General features: G+C 27.4%; 19 protein-coding genes. 3 read left to right on the plus strand and 16 right to left on the minus strand.

Going from position 1 to position 21237, the window contains the following annotated elements:
- Positions 1-10: 10 nt before the first annotated feature.
- The 7 genes from KGF36_RS09975 to KGF36_RS10005 form a co-directional block, all read right to left on the minus strand.
- Positions 11-1396 (minus strand): sensor histidine kinase, encoded by a 1386-nt coding sequence (locus KGF36_RS09975; RefSeq protein WP_227828469.1) that lies wholly within the window; start codon positions 1394-1396, stop codon positions 11-13.
- 1 nt (position 1397) lies between these two features.
- Positions 1398-2105 carry a LytR/AlgR family response regulator transcription factor gene (locus KGF36_RS09980; RefSeq protein ID WP_227828468.1) on the minus strand — a complete coding sequence of 236 codons (708 nt, stop codon included), beginning with the start codon at positions 2103-2105 and terminating at the stop codon, positions 1398-1400.
- A gap of 304 nt (positions 2106-2409) precedes the next feature.
- Positions 2410-3717, minus strand: coding sequence for a sarcosine reductase complex component B subunit beta (gene grdF / locus KGF36_RS09985; RefSeq protein WP_227828467.1), 1308 nt, complete (start codon positions 3715-3717; stop codon positions 2410-2412).
- Between the two features lie 85 nt (positions 3718-3802).
- Complete coding sequence (gene grdG, locus KGF36_RS09990; protein WP_227828466.1) at positions 3803-5089, minus strand: sarcosine reductase complex component B subunit alpha; 1287 nt, start codon at positions 5087-5089, stop codon at positions 3803-3805.
- A 279-nt stretch (positions 5090-5368) separates the two neighbouring features.
- Positions 5369-6694, minus strand: coding sequence for a sigma-54-dependent transcriptional regulator (locus KGF36_RS09995; protein WP_227828465.1), 1326 nt, complete (start codon positions 6692-6694; stop codon positions 5369-5371).
- Positions 6691-8685, minus strand: coding sequence for an ATP-binding protein (locus KGF36_RS10000; protein WP_227828464.1), 1995 nt, complete (start codon positions 8683-8685; stop codon positions 6691-6693). Before KGF36_RS10000 ends, KGF36_RS09995 begins: the two co-directional genes overlap by 4 nt.
- 83 nt (positions 8686-8768) lie before the next feature.
- A complete protein-coding gene (locus KGF36_RS10005; protein ID WP_227828463.1) occupies positions 8769-10016 on the minus strand; it encodes a GntP family permease in 1248 nt (415 codons plus the stop codon).
- A 232-nt stretch (positions 10017-10248) separates the two neighbouring features.
- On the opposite strand from KGF36_RS10005, the gene KGF36_RS10010 reads away from it, so the two are divergent.
- Positions 10249-10794 (plus strand): helix-turn-helix domain-containing protein, encoded by a 546-nt coding sequence (locus KGF36_RS10010; protein ID WP_227828462.1) that lies wholly within the window; start codon positions 10249-10251, stop codon positions 10792-10794.
- A 12-nt stretch (positions 10795-10806) separates the two neighbouring features.
- Positions 10807-11493, plus strand: a complete 687-nt coding sequence (locus KGF36_RS10015; RefSeq protein ID WP_227828461.1) for a YjjG family noncanonical pyrimidine nucleotidase — start codon at positions 10807-10809, stop codon at positions 11491-11493.
- Between the two features lie 124 nt (positions 11494-11617).
- Here the strand turns inward: KGF36_RS10015 and KGF36_RS10020 are convergent, their stop codons facing one another.
- The 4 genes from KGF36_RS10020 to KGF36_RS10035 all read right to left on the minus strand — a co-directional run bounded on the left by KGF36_RS10020 (position 11618) and on the right by KGF36_RS10035 (position 15156).
- On the minus strand, positions 11618-12238 hold the full coding sequence (locus KGF36_RS10020; RefSeq protein ID WP_227828460.1) for a hypothetical protein: 621 nt from the start codon (positions 12236-12238) through the stop codon (positions 11618-11620).
- Positions 12225-13250, minus strand: coding sequence for a uroporphyrinogen decarboxylase family protein (locus tag KGF36_RS10025; RefSeq protein ID WP_227828459.1), 1026 nt, complete (start codon positions 13248-13250; stop codon positions 12225-12227). Before KGF36_RS10025 ends, KGF36_RS10020 begins: the two co-directional genes overlap by 14 nt.
- 1 nt (position 13251) lies before the next feature.
- Entirely contained in the window at positions 13252-13890 is a 639-nt protein-coding gene (locus tag KGF36_RS10030) for a B12-binding domain-containing protein (protein ID WP_227828458.1), read from the minus strand.
- A 114-nt stretch (positions 13891-14004) separates the two neighbouring features.
- On the minus strand, positions 14005-15156 hold the full coding sequence (locus tag KGF36_RS10035; RefSeq protein WP_227828457.1) for a GNAT family N-acetyltransferase: 1152 nt from the start codon (positions 15154-15156) through the stop codon (positions 14005-14007).
- Positions 15157-15596: 440 nt separating this feature from the next.
- Here KGF36_RS10035 and KGF36_RS10040 point away from each other — a divergent pair, with 440 nt between their 5' ends.
- Positions 15597-16409 carry an Mrp/NBP35 family ATP-binding protein gene (locus tag KGF36_RS10040; RefSeq protein ID WP_227828456.1) on the plus strand — a complete coding sequence of 271 codons (813 nt, stop codon included), beginning with the start codon at positions 15597-15599 and terminating at the stop codon, positions 16407-16409.
- A gap of 99 nt (positions 16410-16508) precedes the next feature.
- Here KGF36_RS10040 and KGF36_RS10045 read toward each other — a convergent pair whose 3' ends face one another.
- The 5 genes from KGF36_RS10045 to KGF36_RS10065 form a co-directional block, all read right to left on the minus strand.
- Positions 16509-16700, minus strand: coding sequence for a hypothetical protein (locus KGF36_RS10045; RefSeq protein WP_227828455.1), 192 nt, complete (start codon positions 16698-16700; stop codon positions 16509-16511).
- A gap of 159 nt (positions 16701-16859) precedes the next feature.
- Complete coding sequence (locus tag KGF36_RS10050) at positions 16860-18071, minus strand: nitrogenase component 1 (RefSeq protein ID WP_227828454.1); 1212 nt, start codon at positions 18069-18071, stop codon at positions 16860-16862.
- Position 18072: 1 nt separating this feature from the next.
- Positions 18073-19350: a nitrogenase component 1 gene (locus KGF36_RS10055; RefSeq protein ID WP_227828453.1), complete on the minus strand. Its 1278-nt coding sequence runs from the start codon at positions 19348-19350 to the stop codon at positions 18073-18075.
- Positions 19351-19457: 107 nt separating this feature from the next.
- Positions 19458-20252, minus strand: a complete 795-nt coding sequence (locus KGF36_RS10060) for an ABC transporter ATP-binding protein (RefSeq protein ID WP_227828452.1) — start codon at positions 20250-20252, stop codon at positions 19458-19460.
- Positions 20252-21232, minus strand: coding sequence for a FecCD family ABC transporter permease (locus KGF36_RS10065; protein WP_227828451.1), 981 nt, complete (start codon positions 21230-21232; stop codon positions 20252-20254). The genes KGF36_RS10060 and KGF36_RS10065 overlap by 1 nt, the downstream gene beginning before the upstream one ends.
- Positions 21233-21237 lie beyond the last annotated feature (5 nt).

The following is a 21237-nucleotide window of genomic DNA, read 5'->3' on the forward strand; positions in this document are numbered from 1 at the left end:
AATTCTATTTTCAAGTTAATTGTTCTGAAATGTCAGTACAGTGTAATGAAATAATTAGTAATATATTTATTTGAAAATACTCTTGTGTATTCTCTATACTTATAGCCCCTTGATATTTCTTAGCAATCTCTCTTATATTTGAAATTCCGATACCTGAGCCACTTGTGTAATTATTTACTGCATTATAACTATTTTTTATTTCTATCATAAAAAAGCCACCCTCTAGTTTAGTTGAGAGTTTTAAATATCTATTTTGTTTATCTACAAGTTTACAGGCTTTAATTGCATTGTCAATAGCATTGGCAAATACTATACAGAGGTCAACATCATTTATACTAGTATCACTTGGTATAATTACATCACAATCCACCTGTATTCCTAATTGTTTTGCTATGCTTAATTTATTGTTGAAAAGGGCATCAATTACAACATTTCCTGTATTACAAGAAAATGATAGGTCACTGGTTATTTTTTCGAGTTTATTTAAATACTCTTGTGCTTTTAAAATTTCGCCTTTTTTTAGCAGTCCATTTACAATAGCTAGATGATTGTTAAAGTCATGCCTAAAAGACATTGTTTGTGACAATCGAGATTTTGCTTCTTCAATGTAATTTTTTTGAGAATGAATTTGTTGATTTAAAATCGCTTTATTTTTCTCTTCTTTTAAATATTGCATCAATTTCTTAAACTCAAATAAAGAGAAAAACACACATATAATTCCAATTGAAGAAAAAAGGAAAGCTTGAATTTCTTTAGTAAGAGACGTATTCATTAATAATTTTACAGTTTGAAGTTTCGTATCGATATTTATGGTTGAACTTGAATAACCAGTATTCTCAAATGATTGCCAAAATAATATTATGAGTAACAATGGAGTTATTAAAATTATTGAATATCTATCAAATTTTACAGTTTTAATATTAAATTTTTTAGCACTGTACCAATATATAAATCCAACTATTATAATCGTAATAAAAAATGAAATCTCCGTATTTACAACAAATTTATAAATGTTTATATCTGTATTATTTATAAATAGTAGATAATTAAATGGAGCCATAAATCCATATGCTAACTGCTCAATTACATATACTAATAGAGATAATATTATAGATAAAACTGTAGATTTTTTTATTACATACTTTACAAACAAAAAAGTCAGTAGAAAAAATATAAGCTGTGAATAAAATAAATTATATAAATTAAAATATGTATTTATACTAATTGACAAAACTGATACTAACAAGTATAAAATACAGTACCAAAATTTTGACTTAGTATTTGTAAAACTAATTAGAAAATAATATTGCAATATGGCTATTAGACTTCTATCTATTGCAAAGACGAATAAAATACTATATTCTAATAATGAATTAGAATAAGGTAAATTAGCCATGTTATCTCCTCCTATTTTTCATATTCTTAAGCATAGCTTCAGAAAATTCTTGTTGGCGTAACCTGGAAACAGGTATCATATCTCCATTTTCCATAACTACATTACCATTTTCATAGCTATATACAGATTGTAAATTAATTATATAACTACGATGACATCTAAAAAAATTTATTGGCAAGCTTCTTTCTAGACTATCAATAGTTTCATAATAATCAATAATTTCTTTTTTTAAATGGATATAAATCTTTCTTTTTATAACTTCACAATATAAAATATCTGCTATTTTCAATCTCCAATATGAGTGCCCTTTTTGTATTGTTATATAATTCTTTTCATTACTCTCCAGCTTTATAATTATCCTATCCATTGTCTTAGCTAGTTTTTCGTTAGACAATGGTTTTATCAAATAATTTATAGCATCTACTTCAAAAGCATCATATACAAATTCCTTTAAAACTGTCACAAAAATTATAAAGCAATCATTATCACATGACCTTAATTTTTTAGCTGCTTGCATTCCATTAATACCTTCCATCTGTATATCTAAAAAGATAATATCAAATACTTCATGATTATATAATAGAGTCTCAGCTTTATCAAAAAGTTCTATATTATACAATAAATTATTTCTATTCATATATAGCTCTATATTTTCTTTTAAATCATTTAACATATACGATTCATCATCACAAATAGCAATTGAAATCAATATGTAACACCTTCTTTCTCATATTATTTTATTATATAAAGTTAACTTCTTTATTTCAATTAATCTGTTCTAATATGCTGAATATATGTTCCAAAGTGAATAACTTTACTTTTCATAGTATATCTAATTTAAATTTATGTATCAATACTCTAAATTTAATCTTTCATTCTAGTAAATTTAATTTAAAAATATAAAAATATATTCAATGTTTTTAAATTACTTAATAAAAAAAGATATCATAAAATAATTTTCAGAAACTATTTTATGATATCTATTTTAATTTTAGTGTTGTGTTATATTTTTATTATTCAAATACGGTTTGATCTTCTACATCTTCTTTTAATGCATTTAAGGCCTTTAAAACTATGTTCTTTCTAATTTTTTTACTTTCTTCTTCCCCTAGCTTTGGATTTCCAAGTGGATATGGTATACCTACTGCTGGAACAATTCTATTTGCTCCTATTGTAAGTGATATTGGTACTACAGTACAAACATGGACAACTGCTATACCTGCTCTTTCAATCTCTTTTACCATCGTTGCTCCACAACGAGTACAAGTACCTCATGTAGATGTTAAAATTACAGCCTCTACTTTATCTTCTACCAATTTTTTAGAAAATTCTTCTCCAAATCTCTTAGAATTACCTACACTTGTTCCAGTCCCTGTAGTAGTTATAAAGTAATTTGCCAATTCTCCAATTACACCATCTTTTTCAAATTCTCTAACCACGTCTAATGGCACAACTAAGTTTGGATTTTCAAGTACATATGCTCTATCATAACCTCCATGTATAGTTGTAAAATCTTTATTTGACATAGAATTCATGCCTGTTAAATCATAAATACCATACTTAGTAGCACTTGAAGATTCGATTTTATCTGGATTATCAGTTGGAACTATACCTCCAGAAGTTACTAATGCAAGTTTTATTTTAGATAAGTCTTTGATAGCCTCTACAGGTGTAACTCTATCAAATTCAGGCATTGGATACTCAGTCTCAAATTTTTCTCCATTCATTTTCTTAACCAACATTTCAATCGCTCTTTCAGAACCTCTAAGTTCATGGAAGAAATTTTTTCTTATTCCCCTCATTATATATCCTTCTACCTCAGGAGGCCCTACTTCTTCACCATTAACTAATTTAAGCCCTAGTCTTGACATTATTGGAACTACCTTTCTAAGACTAGCTGCTGAATTTCCTGTAGCTATTATGTGTAAATCTAGTTTAAACATATCTACACCTGGATTTTCTTTATACATTCCTGTGACTACAGGAATATTTAGTTCTTCTTCAACTGCTTTACAAATAGTTCCACAGGCTACTCCATATCTACCTGCATTAAATGCTGGCCCTGCAATAAATAAATCAGGTTTTTCTTCTTTTATCATTTTTAAAAGTTCTCTAGTAGCATCTTCAATATTTTCTCCAAAATATGTGTCTCCACAAATTACAGTTGAAACTATCTCCGCTTCGTCTTTAAATTGACTTTGAAAGGCCATTCCAGGCCCTACTACTCCCGTTCTTTTTTCTGGTGGAATATCTGCTTTTTCTTCTCCTCCTATACCAGCAAAGAAATTATTTATATAGTGAACAACTCTGATTTTACTCATATCTTAATCCTCCAAATCAATTTATAGTTATTACATCAATTAAATTAATAATGGTATTAACAATAATCTATACTCAAATATTTATTTAATAATATCTTGCTGTCAAATGATTGTAACCATTTGCTATAGTTGATGCTATTATAATCTGTAATTCCGCATCCATACTTCCATCGTCATTTAAGCATCCTTTATATCCACCAATCATCATTTCTACATAATCCAAAGTTCCTATAACTTTTTCCATAGCAGGAAAATGGACTACTAAGTTTCCTTGACCACAAGAAACAAGTGCATCTGCCTCTTTCGTAGCATCTGCTATAGATTGACTCTTTCCATCTTTTCCAGGAAACTCATCAGTGATTAAAACTACACTTGCTCCAACTTCACTACATTTTCTACAATTCATCATAAGGTCAGTATCTGGATTCCCATATCCTTCTTCTGTTACTAATACTCCATCAACACCTAAAAATTCTACTAACTTTGCAACCATATCAGAACTTCTTTCTTTGTCAACTAAAAATACGTTTTCATTAGTTAAAATTACTCCTATAAAATTTAGGTCTTTTCCATGTCTTTTATACAAGTCATGTATAACTGGATTATTTAAATGGTGGAAAGTAGTCACTTTATCACATGGTGCAACACAATTACCAGATATTATGGCTCCATCCATTATTTCAGTTGGATACATAAATGTTGGGACTATTTGCTTAGCATCAACTCCATAATAATAAGTATCATGTAAAAGTCCCTGTGATTGTAACATATGGACATATGCTACTGTTGGTAGGTCTGGATATTCTTTCACTTGTTTTAATAGTGGTTTTGTTTCATATACTATTATTTCATCTGGTTCAATTTCCTTGCCTGCTTCTCCTATATATGCACCTATCTTTAATCCAGCTATTCTAGCTGCTTCTTCATAATCATGAGTTTCTATACCCTCTTTTGCTTTTATCACAATACATACATTATTTGTTTTTGAAAAAGGTGTATATTTAGCAGTAGGACCACTCATATCAATTACACCTTCCTGAAATCCAACTATATTTCCACAAGTTATAACACAAGCTCCTGAAAGTACATGAGTTCTTCCACTTCCTACAGTCTTTACTTTGTTAATAATTCCAGGAAATATTTTGCTTTCATCTCCAATTTTAACCCTAGGTTCTATGACATCTTTAACTGGTGCTATTCTTATTGATTCGCCAGGTCTTGCAAGTTCAACATTTACACTTACAATTCTTTCATCTTCTAAAGCTATCTGTTCTATTTCTTTACTATTCACATATAATATGCCATCTTTTACTTCTGTTTTCTCTCCAAATTCAATATTTTTTATAAATATATTCCCTAGCTCTAGCTTCATATGAAAATCCCCCTTAATACATTTAATCGCAATTAAAAATATTTATTATTACGTTTATTTATATACAAAGCATTTTATATGCCAATTATTTAAAATATAGCTTTTTTATGTTGATTCTATAGATATTTTCATTTTTTACTTATATAAACATTGAATCTACCTATAATTATTGTAAGTCTTAAATTTAAAAATTATAATAAAAAAGATAAGTAGAATTTTTCTACTTATCTTTTAATAATTGTGAGAAATTTTTTGCTCAGTACATGAGAAGTTTTTTTCTCACTTAATATTGTACTCTGATATTTTATTAGTTAATTGTCTTCTGCTAATCTCCAATTTTTTTGCTGTATTTGAAATATTATTTCCACATAGAGATAGAACCTTTTCAATATATTCACACTCAAATTCTTTTCTTATTTCTCTTAGAGGTCTAATACTTATTTTATCATCTATGTTTATATTGTTTGATATTAAGTTCAAATTGTCTTTTGATAACTTACTTTCTTCACTTAAAACTACTAATCTATTGATTATATTTTTTAATTCTCTTATATTCCCTGGATAATCGTAATTTATCAAAAAATCCACTACTTCTTTATCAATTGAGGATATTTTTTTATCATGTTCAATCTGGTATTTATTTAAGAAAAAGTCTATAAGTGTATTTAAATCCTCTCTTCTATTTCTTAAAGGTGGTATAGTTATTGTTATTGTACTTATTCTATAAAAAAAATCTTCTCTTATATTACCATTTAATATTTCTATTTTAGGTTCTTTATTCATTGCACAAATTAATCTAAAGTCAACTTTAATAGACTTATTACTTCCTATTCTCTCTATAGATTTCTCTTCAAGTGTCCTTAACAATTTTACTTGCACATTTAAAGGTATATCTCCTATTTCATCTAAAAATAAAGTACCCCTATTTGAAAGTTCAAATCTACCTTTTCTGCTATCTATTGCTCCAGTAAAAGAACCTTTCTCATGTCCAAATAACTCAGACTCTAATAAATTTTCGGAAAAAGAACAACAGTTTACAGGTACAAATATTTCATCTCTTCTTGGGCTTAGACTATGTATATATCTAGCTAAAACATCTTTTCCTACTCCAGATTCTCCAAGAATTAGTATATTTACATCTTTACAGGCAGCTTTTTCTGCGATTTTTATTATATTATTAAAATCCTTATTTTTAGATTCTAAAGTAAAGCCCAAATTATTTTTTTGTGTGCAAACTACTTCTTTTTCTCTTTTTACTTTTTCAATTTCTTCTAATAAAGTTTCAATAGGATTACTTTTTATAAAATAAGATAAAGCTCCTCTTTTCATAGCTTCAACTGCATTTTCAATACTTCCATATCCAGTAACTAATATAACTTCTATATTTTTATTAATAGATTTAATTCTATCTAAAAGTTGTACTCCATCCATATTTTTCATCATAACATCAGATAAAATCAAATCGTAATTTTTATCTTTCTTAATAATACTCACAGCTTCTTCTCCACTTAGTGCTATATCTACCACATATCCATTCTTTTGCAAAATTTTTTTCATTATTGTTCCATACTCTAATTCATCATCAACTACTAGTATCTTTATCATATAGTCACCTCTTTATTTAGTGGAATTTTTATATAAAAACAAGTACCAACTCCCAATTGACTTTTGACACTTATATCTCCATTATTCTTTTTAATCTCGTTATATGTAATGTACAAACCTAATCCAGTTCCTTCACCAATTGGCTTTGTGGTATAAAAAGGATTAAATATATCCTTTAAAACGTTTTCTTTTATACCATCACCATTGTCCTTAAAATCTATAAATAAACAGCACTCTTTCACATAGCAATTTATAATAATTTTACCGCCTTCATGTATTGCATCTACTGAGTTAGATATTAAATTTATAAATACGTGTTTCAAAGATTCTCCATTTATGTAGCATACTAAATCCTTATTGCAGTTTATCTTTATTTCAACATCTTTTAACTGTAAAACTTTATACTGAAGTTTGACTATATTTTCAATAAAATTTCTTATATTTATATTTTCTAAACTATCATCTGATATTCTTGCAAAATTTAATAAATTCGTTATTATATTACTTGCTCTATCTACATTACTTTCTATTGATTTTACACAATCATTTACCTCTTCTATAGTAACATTATCTTTTAAAAGATAACAATTATTTCTTATTATTCCTAGAGGATTTCTTATCTCATGTGCTACTCCAGAAGCTAATTGCCCTATAGATATCATTTTATTATCTCTCAGCAATTTTGCTTCTATTATTTTATCATTAGTTATATCTTTAATCACGGCTACTATATATTCAATATTATTTTTTTTATATTCTACAGGGAAAGTACTTATTTTCAAAATCTTATTAATCAGTTCTATTTCACTTGTTTTATGTGTATTTTCAGAAAATGTATTCTCAATAATATTTTTTATTATGTCAATTAATTCTTCTTTTTTATATTGTATCTCATTGATAAAATCATAGAATACTTTATTTGATTCAACTATATTGTAATTGTCATCTATAAGCATTATTATGTCTGTGATACTATTAAATGTGGCCTCTAAAGCCTTTTTATTTTCTATTACTTCTTCTGTTTTCCTTTTTATTTCTATTTTTAATAAATATGTATAACTATAAAAAATATAAATAGATATCAAAATTATGCCTATAAAAATATAAATGATTGGCATGACTCCTCTATCATATAATACATCATCGACTTCATTATATATAGAATACCATTTTTTATTTAAATCTTTATATACACCATTTTTCTGAAGTTTAAAAATTCCCTTATTTAAAATACCAACTAATTCTTTATATTGTTTAGGAACAGCGAGAACTGCCTTTTTGGTATAAATAGGAGTATTTAAAATACTGTATTTCTTTGAGAGTTCATAGTTTATCACATAATATCGTAATACTGGTTCATCACCAACAACTGCATCTACTTTGCCTGACATTAAATAATTTACTCCAGTCTTTATATCTGGAGTCAACACAATATCTATATTGTCAACTCTTTCTTTTAAAAAGTTTATAGAATAGTCACCCTCTGGTATTGCTATTGTTTTTCCCTTTAAATCTCTATAACTATTTATATTCTGTGCTTTTTTATCTTTTAATATATTTGCACTTAATGTATAAACGGGGTCAGTAAATATAAACTTATTTGCTCTTTCTTTTGATGGAATTAAGTCAAAAAATCTTATACTATCATCCACTGGATTTATAAAGGATTCTTTCCACCATGTATTTGGTTTAAAATAGAAATCTCTACCTATTTGGATTGATAGGGAATTAATTAAATCAACAACAATTCCTTTGTATTGACCATCTTCTTGACCTTTATATCTAAGAGGAGGAGAGCTCTGGTCAGAACTATAAATTAAATTTTTATGTTTTTTTAGCCATTGTTTTTCCTCTTCTGTAAATGGAAGTGATTTCTTAACATATTCAAATATATTCAAATTATACTCCATGCCTACATACATATTTGTGAGTGAAACTACAACTAAAAATGAATAAATAATCCCTATAATTACTATCTTTTTTTTATTCACCTTAAAACTCCAATCTTTCTTTTTTATATAAATTCAATATTTAATAACAAAATCCTACTTTTTTCATTAAATATCTATATTTATTATAAGATTAATTGTATAGATGTTGAAACTATAGTCATTACTATCCCTATTAGTGCTTCATACGGAATCAATTTAAATCTTTCACCTATATCCATATTTATACTGCCTGCACTAGTATGAAATAATGAACCATGTGGTAATTGTTCAAATACACTGGAACCTGCATTAACAATTGATGCTCCTGAAATTGGTGATAATCCACCACTTAATATAGCATCAGAAAAAGTTGATGATGCTATAGTGGCTCCAGCTGTTGATGATGCTGTTGCCAGTGACATAAGTATACCTGAAATCGGTGCTAATAAAAATTGTGGCATATTTAAATATTGTAGTATACCTATTGTACTCTGTTGTAATTCAGACATTTGTATAATCCCCGCAATAGTCCCTGTTCCAAGTAATAATATGCATACACCTTGCATCTTAGATAATCCAAAAGACAAATACTCTCTTGTATTTTTCAAATTTACTGTCGCGATTAAGGTTACTACTCCTCCTACAGGAAGTGCAACCATAGGGTCTATTACTATAGGTGATATATTTCCTAGAAACAATAAAAATATAGCTACAATTGGACCACATAATGACTTAAACAAATTTGGTAAATCCTCTCTTTGTTCCAAAAGTTCATATGATTCTACATTGTTTCCTTTATTTATTAATGCACTTGCCAAAACAACAGTAAACACAATACCAACAATTGCTGGAATTACGTTTGCTATCATAACACTAGATAGATTTACAGAAAAATTTCCTGCTACTGCAATAGTATTTGGATTTGGTGATATTATATTACCTGCTTTGCCTCCACCTAACATAGCTAAAAGTATTGCTAATTTAGAATAGTTTAATTTTCTTCCTATGTATAAACCTATTGGTGCTACAGTTATTACAGATACATCCAAATTTACTCCTACTCCTGCAAGTACCATAGTTGAAGCAGCTATAGAAAGTAAGGCTCTCTTTTCTCCTAATATCCTTACGATTTGTTCTGATATTTTATCAACTGCTCCTGTTTTTATTAAACTTCCAGCCAATACACCTGATGCTAAAGCTCTAAGAATTGATGGTGAGATATTCATAGCTCCAGTTGCCATAAAATCTACAGTTTCTGTTATACTTGCGCCTCCAATTATTCCCCCAACAAATGCCCCTAACATTAAACTATATACAGCTTGAAATTTCTTTATAATTAAAATAATTGCTACTAATAAGCCAAATATAGCTCCAAAAGTTGTTATTTGCACAATATCCCCTCCTATCTTAAAGTAAGTTAATTATTTTTTATTTAATTTTATTTAAATATATTTTAAGTATTCTGTATCCACTTGTCAATTATATTTTAATTTATTCAATTACATTTAACATTATTTATTCAAAATTATATCTTATATGTTATAATGATTTCATACTATATAATCTTTTTATTTAGATTATTTTAAAGTAATATTTTTAAAACGAAAAAGAGAGGATATTTATATGAATGATTTAAATTTAGGAGAAAAAATAGCTGAAGTTCGAAAAAAACAAAATCTAAGTATTCGAGATTTAGCAAAACTAGCAGATGTTACACCATCATTATTGAGCCAAATAGAACGAGGTCTTGCTAATCCATCTGTAAATTCATTAAAATCTATAGCCTCTTCTCTAAATGTTCCTCTATTTACATTTTTTGTATCTGAAGTAGACAAAAAAAGTTTAATAGTGAGACACGATAGTAGAAAGAAAGTTATTTTACCTGGAAGTAATGATGTTGTATATGAAGTTTTAGTTCCAGATTCTAGTGGTAATTTAGAATTTGCTATTATGGATTTGGCTCCAAATACATCTTCTTGTGTAGATAGAATTACTCATAATGGAGATGAAATTGCATACATTTTAGAGGGAGAAGTCAAACTCTTTATGGATGATGATGAATTTACTTTATTTAAGGGTGATAGCGTTAAGGTTCCTTTAGGAACAAAGCATAAATGGCAAAATGATTCTGATAGTGAAAGCAAAGTAGTTTTTGCAGTTGTACTATAAAGGGTAGACCTTATGAAGAGATATAAATTTATATTTTTTGATGCAGATGATACTTTATTTGATTTTAAAAAGAGTGAATCTTATGCTTTTAAGAAACTTTTATCTAAATTTAGATTAGATTTTGACTTTGAAAAATTTATAAAAATATATAGAAATATAAGTGATAAACTTTGGCTTGACCTTGAAAAAAACACTATAACTTTAGATGAGCTTAAACTACTTAGATTTGAACTTTTTGCAAAGGAAATGAACTTAAATGTTGACCCTATAATTCTTAGTAAAATGTACTTAAATCTTTTGGCAGAATGTACTTTTTTAATGCCAGGTGCACTTGATGTATTATCATATCTTAAAAGTAAATACAAAATTATCATAATAACAAATGGAATTTCTAAAGTCCAAAATAATAGACTTAAAAACTCAGAAATAAAAGAATATATTGATGGAATGATTGTATCAGAAGAAGTAAAAGTATCAAAACCAAATCCTGAAATATTTAAATATGCATTTAAGAAGTTTAACTGTTATGATAAAACTTCTGCTTTGATGATTGGTGATAGTTTAACTTCAGACATATTAGGAGGAATAAATTCAGGAATAGATACTTGTTGGCTAAATTCCAATAACAGTATAAATTATACTAGTTCTATACCCACTTATGAAATAAATACTCTCATTGAATTAAAAAATTTATTATAATCTGTAAGTATGAGTATATCAAGTAGAATCTTATTATTTTGCAATAATTTTTTTAGCTAGCATATCTTTAAGCTAAAAAAATTATTGCAACTTACCAATATCAACTTTAATCTTGTAAAAATTTCTAAAAACACTTTCTAATACATTTACTACATCTTGATTCAGTGTTTTCTTTATCTCCCATTAAAATAAGCATCGCAACACTTTTTATAGGAGATAATTGATGATAATCATTGATTTCTATTTCTAGATTATCGTATTTATTTTTTACATATTCATAAATATCTTTTTGGTTTTCAACTTTAAAATCTTTATCTCCTGGATATATCTCATATGATATATTGAGATTACTATAGGTTTCCTTTAAATACATTTTTATTTTCTCGTTGATGTAGTCTAAGCACACTATACCTATTTTATCTAGTGCCAAACCTGCCATCATATTACAATTTTTCATGTAATCTTTCATTTTAATGTCAATTTTATCTCCTACGGTATATAAAATTGCAAATGCCTTTTTACACTCTTTAGGCATTTTATCAATATCAATTTCACTTACATAAACCTTAATATTCAATATACTTTTTATACTTTTTATTTCTTCTTCAACTATTCCATTAATCATTTCTGGAACTTTTCTATTCGAATATCCCAAAAACTTTAGCACTGTATCTTTATTTATATAAATATCTTCTAAATCTATATATTCTAAATAAGGCATATTTTCATTGTTATTCCAACTCATTCATATCAATCCTATCTAATTCTTTATAACTAATTCTCCCTGCCTTTATGGCTGCTTGTAAATTTTCTACTGGTGTTGTATTTAAACAGTTGCAACCAAAATCGCATAAGAAATTGTCATACTTTCTCATCTTTTTTAACAACTTTAGTGTTTCTTTTGTTATTTTATCAGGTGTGGAACGTCCAAGAAGTTTTATTGGGTCTAAATTTCCAATTAAAACTATATCTTTTGGAATTCTTGGTGCAATCTCTTCATAGTCTAGAATTTGGTCTAAACTTACTGCATCTATATTGCAACTCAACATATTATCTAACAACTCTCTTGTATCTCCACATATATGCATACCTTTCCAACAATCAAGTTCATCATATACTTTATTTAAATTTTTTACTATATATTCATCAAATCTAGTTTTGTTTAAAGTTACTGATGTTGGCTCTGCTATTGAAATATATTTTGCACCTGCTTTATTTGCAGCAACAGCATATCTCCTTACTAACTCAGTAGTGAATTCTAATAACTCCTCCACAAATTTTTTATCAGTTATTATACACCTCAAAAGTTGTGTAGCCCCAGCTAATTGACCCGCAAGAGTAAATGGACCTTGTATTGATTCATATAATGGTTTTTTTATAGTTTTTGATATTAGTGATAAGCTTTCTAGATTAAGTGGCATACGTCCACTTGTATATGGGTCTGGCACATCTAATTTTCTTAACTTTTCACTATTTGTTATTGTATGTGTCAATACACTTGGAAAATCATAATCTGGTCTTAGTGTCTCTAATCCCAGAGTCTCGCAAAATGTAATCCCATCACAAAATGAATATATAAAATCTGATTCAAAATATTTATCCATAGTTCTTGCTAATTCCAATTGTATATCTACACTATCATATACTTCATATGCTTTTTTATTTATCAAAAATAAACCATTTGTACCCATATCGGGCAGGAAAAATCCTCTATCTTCACTATTTATATATTGCAATAAAGTCATATCTGAAAACATTCTAAATTTCTCCTCCTATAAGTTTGTCTATTAATTTAACTGCTTTTGGAGCATTTGGACTATATCCATCTGCACCTATTTCTTCTGCAAAATCCATACTTACAGGACCTCCACCAATTATTACCTTTGGCCTTTTACTTAGATTAAGTCTGTTAAGCCTATTTATTACTGATTTCATGTTTTCCATCGTCGTTGTCATCATTGAAGATAAACCTATTATATCTACATTGTTTTTTATAGCCTCTTCTATTATATCTTCGCTTTTTCTATTTACACCTAAATCAATTACTTTGTATCCAGTGGCTTCAACCATTACTTTTACAATATTTTTTCCTATCTCATGAGTATCACCTTCTACTACAGACATTAAGATTACTCCCTTTGATTTTTCTTTTATTTTGCCAGTTCCCTTCAAGAGATTAATACCTTTATTTAATGCATCTGTACATACTATCACTTCTGAAAGATAGTATTCTTTATTCTCAAATTTGTCTAAAGCACCTATCATACCCTTGTTTAACCCATATTCATATATATCTTCTACATTAATATTTTCCTCTATAGCAGTTTTTACCAAGCCTTCTATATTATTTACATCCATATTTAATATACATTCTGCTATCTTTTCAAGTATATCCATATAATACTCATCCTTTCCAATTCCTTCATAAAAGTACTTTACTAACATTCAATAAAAAATTAGTTCATACTTTAAGAACATTTCTTATCAAATCTTAGGTTAAAAGTATAATAATTATTGATAATTTAAATTTGCAGTCCATGGAAAATCTATAGGAAATACTTTTGTAGTAAATTCATATATATTTTTCAAATGTTTAAATTCATTGTGTTGTTCTTCATTTCTTTCAAAAAATAGCTTATTAAGTTTATCTAAGCTTTCTATTATAAGCTCCTCTTCCTTATATTTGATGATATATTTATTTTCAACTTGTTTAAATTCAATATGCTCTAATAGTTCAGAATCTACATATTGATTAAAATAACCTTTTAAATTATTGCATAATTTACTATAATTTATTATTTTAATTGTTCCTTGTTGATAATCTAAAGACTTTAATTCATTACATTCTAATTGGTCTTTTAGATTTCTTACATGTACCTTATAGTCTAAATACTCTAAACCAAATTTATTCGTAGTATATTTTAATACATTTTCAACATTTATATTATTCAATCCTAGTTCAACTACTTCTCCTACAATAGAGTACTCTTTTTTTATTGTTCTTATTATTAAATATCCTATCATGTTATTATTATCTTTTACAAATACTTTCTTATAATTAATTGGTCCCCAAGCAAGAGTAGCTGCATGTAATAATTTTTTAAATTCATCTCTTGTTCTTATAAATCTAGTACTATTTTGATTATATAATTCAATCATTTTATTTAAATCAGTATCTTTTTCAAAATTAGTTTCATCAAATTCAACTATTTCATATGGTATTTCAATATTTTCTGGCTTTATTGTATATTTATAGAAACTCTTCACCACACTGCAATTTCTTCTACTATATAAACTTCTTGTCCCTGAAATAATTAAAACATCTACACCATCAGAAAACATTTTTTCTTCTGCTTTATCTAGTATTTTAGATGAATATCCCTTCTTCTCATAATCTGGATGTGTGCATACTCCACCTATAGCTGCAACCTTTAGTTTATTTCCTTGAATAGATACATCTTGTACCAAATAGTTTACATCTGAAACTACTTTTTCATTTTCTGATATTATAATCATATTTTCTATGTTATCTTTATTCAATAAAAGTGGAAACTCTTCCACCATAGTTGGCTTATAATTTCTTGATATTCTAAACACATAGTTTATTAATCCTGTTACTTTATTAAACTCTTCTACTTTTGCACTTCTTGGTTTTATTTCCATCTATATTCCTCCTGATATTATTTAAAATATTTCAATGTTATCATTCTTAGTAAAATATTTATTACCACGTTTTTAAATTTATCACTACATTTCTAATTATATCTTTTTTCTTCATGATTTTTAATTGTTTTTCAACAAACTTCTATAAAAAATATATATACTTTCCAGTTATACTTATAAAATGACCATTTATGTATAATATATTGAAATATTTCCTATATATTTATATGATTAAACTCTATAGGTCAATTGAAACAACCATTTTATTGAGAAGGTTATATTTTTTTATTACCTTCTTTTTTTTATAATAAATTACTATTTGCTTAATAGAAAATATTCTAAGTTGCTTTTAAATAATGACTTTATTGTTTAATTGTACTAAAATAGTATATGTAGGTTACAAATAATCTAATAAATACTAAAAATTGGAGGTAATAGATATGGCAGATTGTAATTCATGTCCATCAAAGGGAAATTGTAATAGTCAATCAAATTGTTCTATTGAAAATAACCCTAACAATAAATTTGGAAAAATAATTGGTGTTATGAGTGGGAAAGGTGGAGTTGGTAAATCGACTGTAACTGCTTTACTTGCTAATAAACTAAATAAAATGGGATACAAAGTTGGTATATTAGACTCTGATATAACAGGACCAAGTATTCCTAGACTTATGGGTCTAAAAAATGTAAAAACTTATTCTGATGGCTCTTATATTTATCCTGTAGAAAATTCAAATAACATAAAAGTAATGTCTATAAATCTTATGATAGATGACGAAAATGAGCCTGTTGTTTGGAGAGGACCTCTAGTTGGAGGAGTTGTAAAACAATTTTATACTGATGTACTTTGGGAAGAACTAGATTATTTACTTATAGACATGCCCCCTGGAACTGGAGATGTTGCATTAACAGTTATGCAATCTATACCTATAAGTGGAATAGTTATGGTTTCAGTTCCTCAAGATTTGGTATCTATGATTGTATCAAAAGCTGTTAATATGGCTAAAAAAATGAACATAAACGTTCTTGGAGTTATTGAGAATATGAGTTATATTCAATGTCCTGATTGTTCTAAAAAAATCAAATTATTTGATGGTGACTCTACTGAAAAGTTTTTAAATGACTTAGATTTAAAACTTCTAGGTGAACTTCCTATGACTAAAGAAATCATAGATATTACTCATAATGGTGTTACAGAAATTAGTAATGATTTAGACTCAGTATTAACTGATATTGTTGAAAATATTAAATAGATATAAATTAAAATTTTATAGTTTTACACTTTAACACTAAAAAAAGAGGTGTGTATTTATTTTGTAATATTACAAATAAAATACACACCTCTTTTACATCTATCTATGTTTTAAATACACAAAATATTCTTCTATCATATCTCCATTTTTCACTTTTACTAGATATTCATTATAGTGAGCATTGTATGGCTGTGTCATTTTACACTCTACTACATTTTCTATATCTTCCAATTCTAAGAGTTCTACATCTTTTAAAAATTTTCTTTCTAAAAGCTCCATTAGTCTTTCCATAACCTATTCCCCCACTTCTCCAACATAATTAAAATAAAGCAAATAAATTCTCTACTTACAAAATTTACTTATTTATATTATATCCCATATCCTACAAATCCTAACAGAATTCATAAATTATTGTGAAAAAATATGCATTAACGTTTTAATAAATCTATCTTATAGTGATATATTAAGTATTCTTTCAATTATGTAAAGCACTCCTCTTAATCCAACAAATGGTGTATATGGATATATATTTACACTTTTTAAGTTTGGATTACTTATCTGTATATCTAACTTTGAATTATGATTCATATCAATACTAGTACCATCTCCAAATAAAACCAACAACTCATTTTCTTTTAAATATTTGTTTCTATCTAACTCATTATTTCCAATATATACGGATTCGTCCTTACAATCTGTATTATGTAATATGTTAACTCTATCAACTTCAAGACCTAATTCATTTAATAAATCTTTAAACCCTAAAGCAGTGTCATAATCTCCAAATACAGCACATTTTTTGCTTCCCTCATAAAAATAAAACTTCCTTTTTATATTAAATACTTGTCTTTTTATGCTAGATACTTCAGCTTCATAAGCACTTTTATTCAAATCCCACATAGTTACTTTTTGTATGTCTTTAATAAACTCTTCAGTATTTTTTATTCCATAAGGCTTTTTATATACATAAGGTATATTATACTTATCCTTCATAAAAGTTGCTGCTTTGATACCTTCTTTCCTAAGTACTATATTTAGACTAGACTTAGATGCATTTTCTATTTCCTCAATTGATGTGTATGATGTAAAGGTTACATTTACTTCTTTTTTGAAAAAAGCCTTTATCATCCTTTTAATTTCTTCACAATCTGATAAAAAATTATATTGGTCTATATTACATCCAATTATATTAAAGCTATCAATTTTTTCATTGCTCTCTTTTACTACATCCTTTGCTAATATATAAAGAAAATCTTCAACTCCTTGATTATAATCTTCTCTTAATCCACCTGTTGTGATTGGCATTAGCTTACAGTTTACGGAATCACTTATAATATTGCAGATTCCTACTATATCCACACCTATAATAGAAGATACAGATGAAGCCATTACAAATATATACTTGGGTTTAATATTATTATCTATTTCAATTATAGCCTTTTCTAATCTATCATAATTTCCAAACGTAACATCGCTTTCACTCATATGAGTTGAATAAATCTTTGCTTTGTCTTCTCCATTTAAACTTCCAATTGCTTCTATAGCATAGTGAGTTGTTCCTGATGGACCAAATTCTATGACACAGGCTTCGCTTATTGATGATACTGTAAATATTATTCCCATTCTATCAGAAGGATTTGGAAAATATTTATATACTTCCATATTAAATCACTTCCTTTCTTGTAATTTTCTCCACATCAAATAATTTAATTAAAGTTTCCATTATGCCTATTGGAAGCTCAAATCCTATTTTTTGTGCATGTTCGTCTAACGTTATTTGCATAAGTCCCTTTTCTTTTAATAACATTGGACTTTCATGACCTATATAAATATCTGCATTTATAGTATCATACAAACTTCTAAGTGGTGCTATATTTGCAATTCTGCTTACATATGGATTGTGTCCTTTTTTTATTATGTTGTCTTTAAATAAACTATCTTGTTCATAAAGTTCACGCACTTGTATAAATTCTGGCACTAACCCTAATTCTGTTAAGAAATCCACTGTTTCAAATGCCATCATTGGTGTATTCCCATAAATTAGCTTTTTACCTTCCATTAGAAGTCTACATTTATTCAATAACAAATTATATCTTTGTCTTTGCTCTAATAATTCATCTTGTACATCTATGTCTAAAATGTTACAAAGTTTATTATAGTTTTCCATTATAATTGACTCTTTCATGTTTTTATCAAAATATATGTATTCTATTCCAAATTTATTTTTCATATCTTCTGCTAAATCCAATGCTATCATATCTGTTACTATATTTAATTTAGCACTAGATGCACTTTTTATATCTCTTATAGTACATTTAGATGGTATTACACAATTTATTTTTACACCTTCTTTAGAAAGTAACTTTACAAGCTCTGTATCTTCTACATTCTCTTGTCTATGCCCTAAAATATTAACACCTTTTTTATTTGTATAATTCTCCATAACTGATGATAAACTCTTTAAAGCTCTGGTCATTCCAATTATATGAGAATTACAAGTATAATGTTCGGTATTAACTGCTAAAACAGGTACACCAATCAGTTCTTCCAATTCCTCAGATAAAGCATTATAATCCTCACCTATTAATTCTGGTACACATGTAGTTACTATCATTATTGCATCAAATTTTTCAACTTCTGAAATATACTTTACAGCTTCTATTACTTTTTTTTCTGCACCAAAAACTATATCTTTATCTTTTAAGACTACTGAATAAACACTATCTTGACCAGACTGTCTATGATATGCAAAATTTTTACTATAATAAGTACATTCATTTGTTCCTACTATCACAAGAGCCATGTTTTTTATATATGATGCAGTTAATACAACTCCAAACAATGGACAATGAGTCCCTGGAAACACAGCATATGATAAAGATTTTATATCTTTATCATACGCTATATCTTTTAATCTATTTAATACATTTAAAGTATACATATTTTTTCCTTTCCAATCCTATTACTTATACAACTTTATAAATTTAAAGTTACACTTATATTACTTTTTATATTTTTTCAACTATAGTCATCTTAAATATTAAAATTTTATATACTACTAGTTCTTCTACATAACATTATTGGATGAATTCTAGGCTTTTTACTAATTGGGTCTATATCTATATCACATTTTACCTTGTAAACATCTTTTATTATCTCTTCACTTATTACATTATTAGGATGTCCATCCGCTACTATAGCACCATTATTCATAATAATAAGTCTATCACTGTATTTGCTCGCTTGATTTATATCATGCAAAACCATAATTATAGTCATTCCAAATTTTTTATTTATATCTTTTACAAGCTCCATTAGTTCTAATTGATGAGATATATCCAAATATGTTGTAGGTTCATCTAATAAAAGTATATCTGGCTTTTGACAAAGTGCCATTGCTAACCATACTCTTTGTCTTTCTCCTCCAGATAAATTGCTTACCAATTTATCTTTATATGTTTCAAGACCTGTATTTCTCATTGCCCAATTTACTATTTCTTCATCATTTTTATTTTTACTTTCAAAAAAACCTTTATGTGGTATTCTTCCATAATATATTAAATCCTTTACTTTTATATCCTTTAGGGAGGCATTATGTTGAGCTAATAATGCCACTTTTCTCGAAATTTCTTTATTACTCATGACTTTCATATTTCTCTTACCGATATATATGTCACCCTGTTTAATTTTCAAAATTCTAGATAAGGACTTAAGTAATGTAGATTTTCCTGAACCATTTGGACCTAATATAGAAACCACTTCTTTTTCTTTAATGCTCACACTCAGATTGTCTATGATAATCTTATCTTCATAACCTATTTTGACATTTTTTACATTGAACATTAATAACTGCCTCTCTTTCTTAATAAATATAAGAAGAATGGACCCCCTATTATAGACATAATAACGCCTACTGGAATCTCTATAGAGCCTCCTATTGTTCTTGCTAATGTATCTGCAATTAATAATACAATACTCCCTAGTACTATACTAAATGGTATCGTATATTTATGGTCACTGCCAAGCAACATACGCGTTATATGTGGTACTATAAGACCTACAAAACTGATGACACCAACTATTGAAGTAGAAACACCTGCTAAAAATATAGCTACTAATGAGATTAAAAACCTACTTTTATTTACATTGAAGCCAAGATTTGTAGCTGCATCATCTCCTAATTGTAGTACATTTGCACTTCTGATGAGGAAAATAGCTCCTATCAATCCTATAACAGAATACCATATTAGCATATTTACATCTAACCAAGTCTTTGTGGCTAAACTTCCATTTAACCACAACATTGCACTTTGAATTCTTTCACTATACATAGTTGATAAATATGATATCACACCACCTAATATAGTGTTTACAGCTACTCCAGCTAGTATAATTCGCTCTGGTCTAAGCCCATTTTTATACGCCATCAAATATACTACTCCACAAGATATGAGCCCTCCTATAAAAGCAACTATTGGCAACATACTTGTATATTGTGGAAATAAAAGCAATATTATAATAGCAGCTACACTTGCTCCTGTAGATATACCTGTTATACCAGGGTCTGCTAATGGATTTTTCATAACAGCTTGTAACAATAGTCCTGAAACTGCTAGATTTGCACCAACTAACGCTGCTAAAATATTTCTAGGTAACCTCATCTTATAAACTATGGTAGTAACCATTGCATTATTTTCATTTATCAATGCATCAAATATTTCCCCAATACTTAAATTTACACTCCCTACAGTAGAAAAAACAATTAATAAAATAATTACAGTTATCAACCCTGTAAATATCAATAATACTTTTTTATTATCCATATTCT

Source organism: Clostridioides sp. ZZV14-6009 (assembly GCF_020658095.1).
Classification (GTDB): domain Bacteria; phylum Bacillota; class Clostridia; order Peptostreptococcales; family Peptostreptococcaceae; genus Clostridioides.

What these genes read in the sequence shown, in the direction of transcription:
- KGF36_RS09975 (WP_227828469.1), bottom strand. Translation starts at nt 1,396, where the DNA reads ATGGCTAATTTACCTTATTCTAATTCATTATTAGAATATAGTATTTTA.
- grdG (WP_227828466.1), bottom strand. Translation starts at nt 5,089, where the DNA reads ATGAAGCTAGAGCTAGGGAATATATTTATAAAAAATATTGAATTTGGA.
- KGF36_RS09995 (WP_227828465.1), bottom strand. Translation starts at nt 6,694, where the DNA reads ATGATAAAGATACTAGTAGTTGATGATGAATTAGAGTATGGAACAATA.
- KGF36_RS10010 (WP_227828462.1), top strand. Translation starts at nt 10,249, where the DNA reads ATGAATGATTTAAATTTAGGAGAAAAAATAGCTGAAGTTCGAAAAAAA.
- KGF36_RS10015 (WP_227828461.1), top strand. Translation starts at nt 10,807, where the DNA reads ATGAAGAGATATAAATTTATATTTTTTGATGCAGATGATACTTTATTT.
- KGF36_RS10020 (WP_227828460.1), bottom strand. Translation starts at nt 12,238, where the DNA reads ATGAGTTGGAATAACAATGAAAATATGCCTTATTTAGAATATATAGAT.
- KGF36_RS10025 (WP_227828459.1), bottom strand. Translation starts at nt 13,250, where the DNA reads ATGTTTTCAGATATGACTTTATTGCAATATATAAATAGTGAAGATAGA.
- KGF36_RS10030 (WP_227828458.1), bottom strand. Translation starts at nt 13,890, where the DNA reads ATGGATATACTTGAAAAGATAGCAGAATGTATATTAAATATGGATGTA.
- KGF36_RS10035 (WP_227828457.1), bottom strand. Translation starts at nt 15,156, where the DNA reads ATGGAAATAAAACCAAGAAGTGCAAAAGTAGAAGAGTTTAATAAAGTA.
- KGF36_RS10040 (WP_227828456.1), top strand. Translation starts at nt 15,597, where the DNA reads ATGGCAGATTGTAATTCATGTCCATCAAAGGGAAATTGTAATAGTCAA.
- KGF36_RS10045 (WP_227828455.1), bottom strand. Translation starts at nt 16,700, where the DNA reads ATGGAAAGACTAATGGAGCTTTTAGAAAGAAAATTTTTAAAAGATGTA.
- KGF36_RS10050 (WP_227828454.1), bottom strand. Translation starts at nt 18,071, where the DNA reads ATGGAAGTATATAAATATTTTCCAAATCCTTCTGATAGAATGGGAATA.
- KGF36_RS10055 (WP_227828453.1), bottom strand. Translation starts at nt 19,350, where the DNA reads ATGTATACTTTAAATGTATTAAATAGATTAAAAGATATAGCGTATGAT.
- KGF36_RS10060 (WP_227828452.1), bottom strand. Translation starts at nt 20,252, where the DNA reads ATGTTCAATGTAAAAAATGTCAAAATAGGTTATGAAGATAAGATTATC.
- KGF36_RS10065 (WP_227828451.1), bottom strand. Translation starts at nt 21,232, where the DNA reads ATGGATAATAAAAAAGTATTATTGATATTTACAGGGTTGATAACTGTA.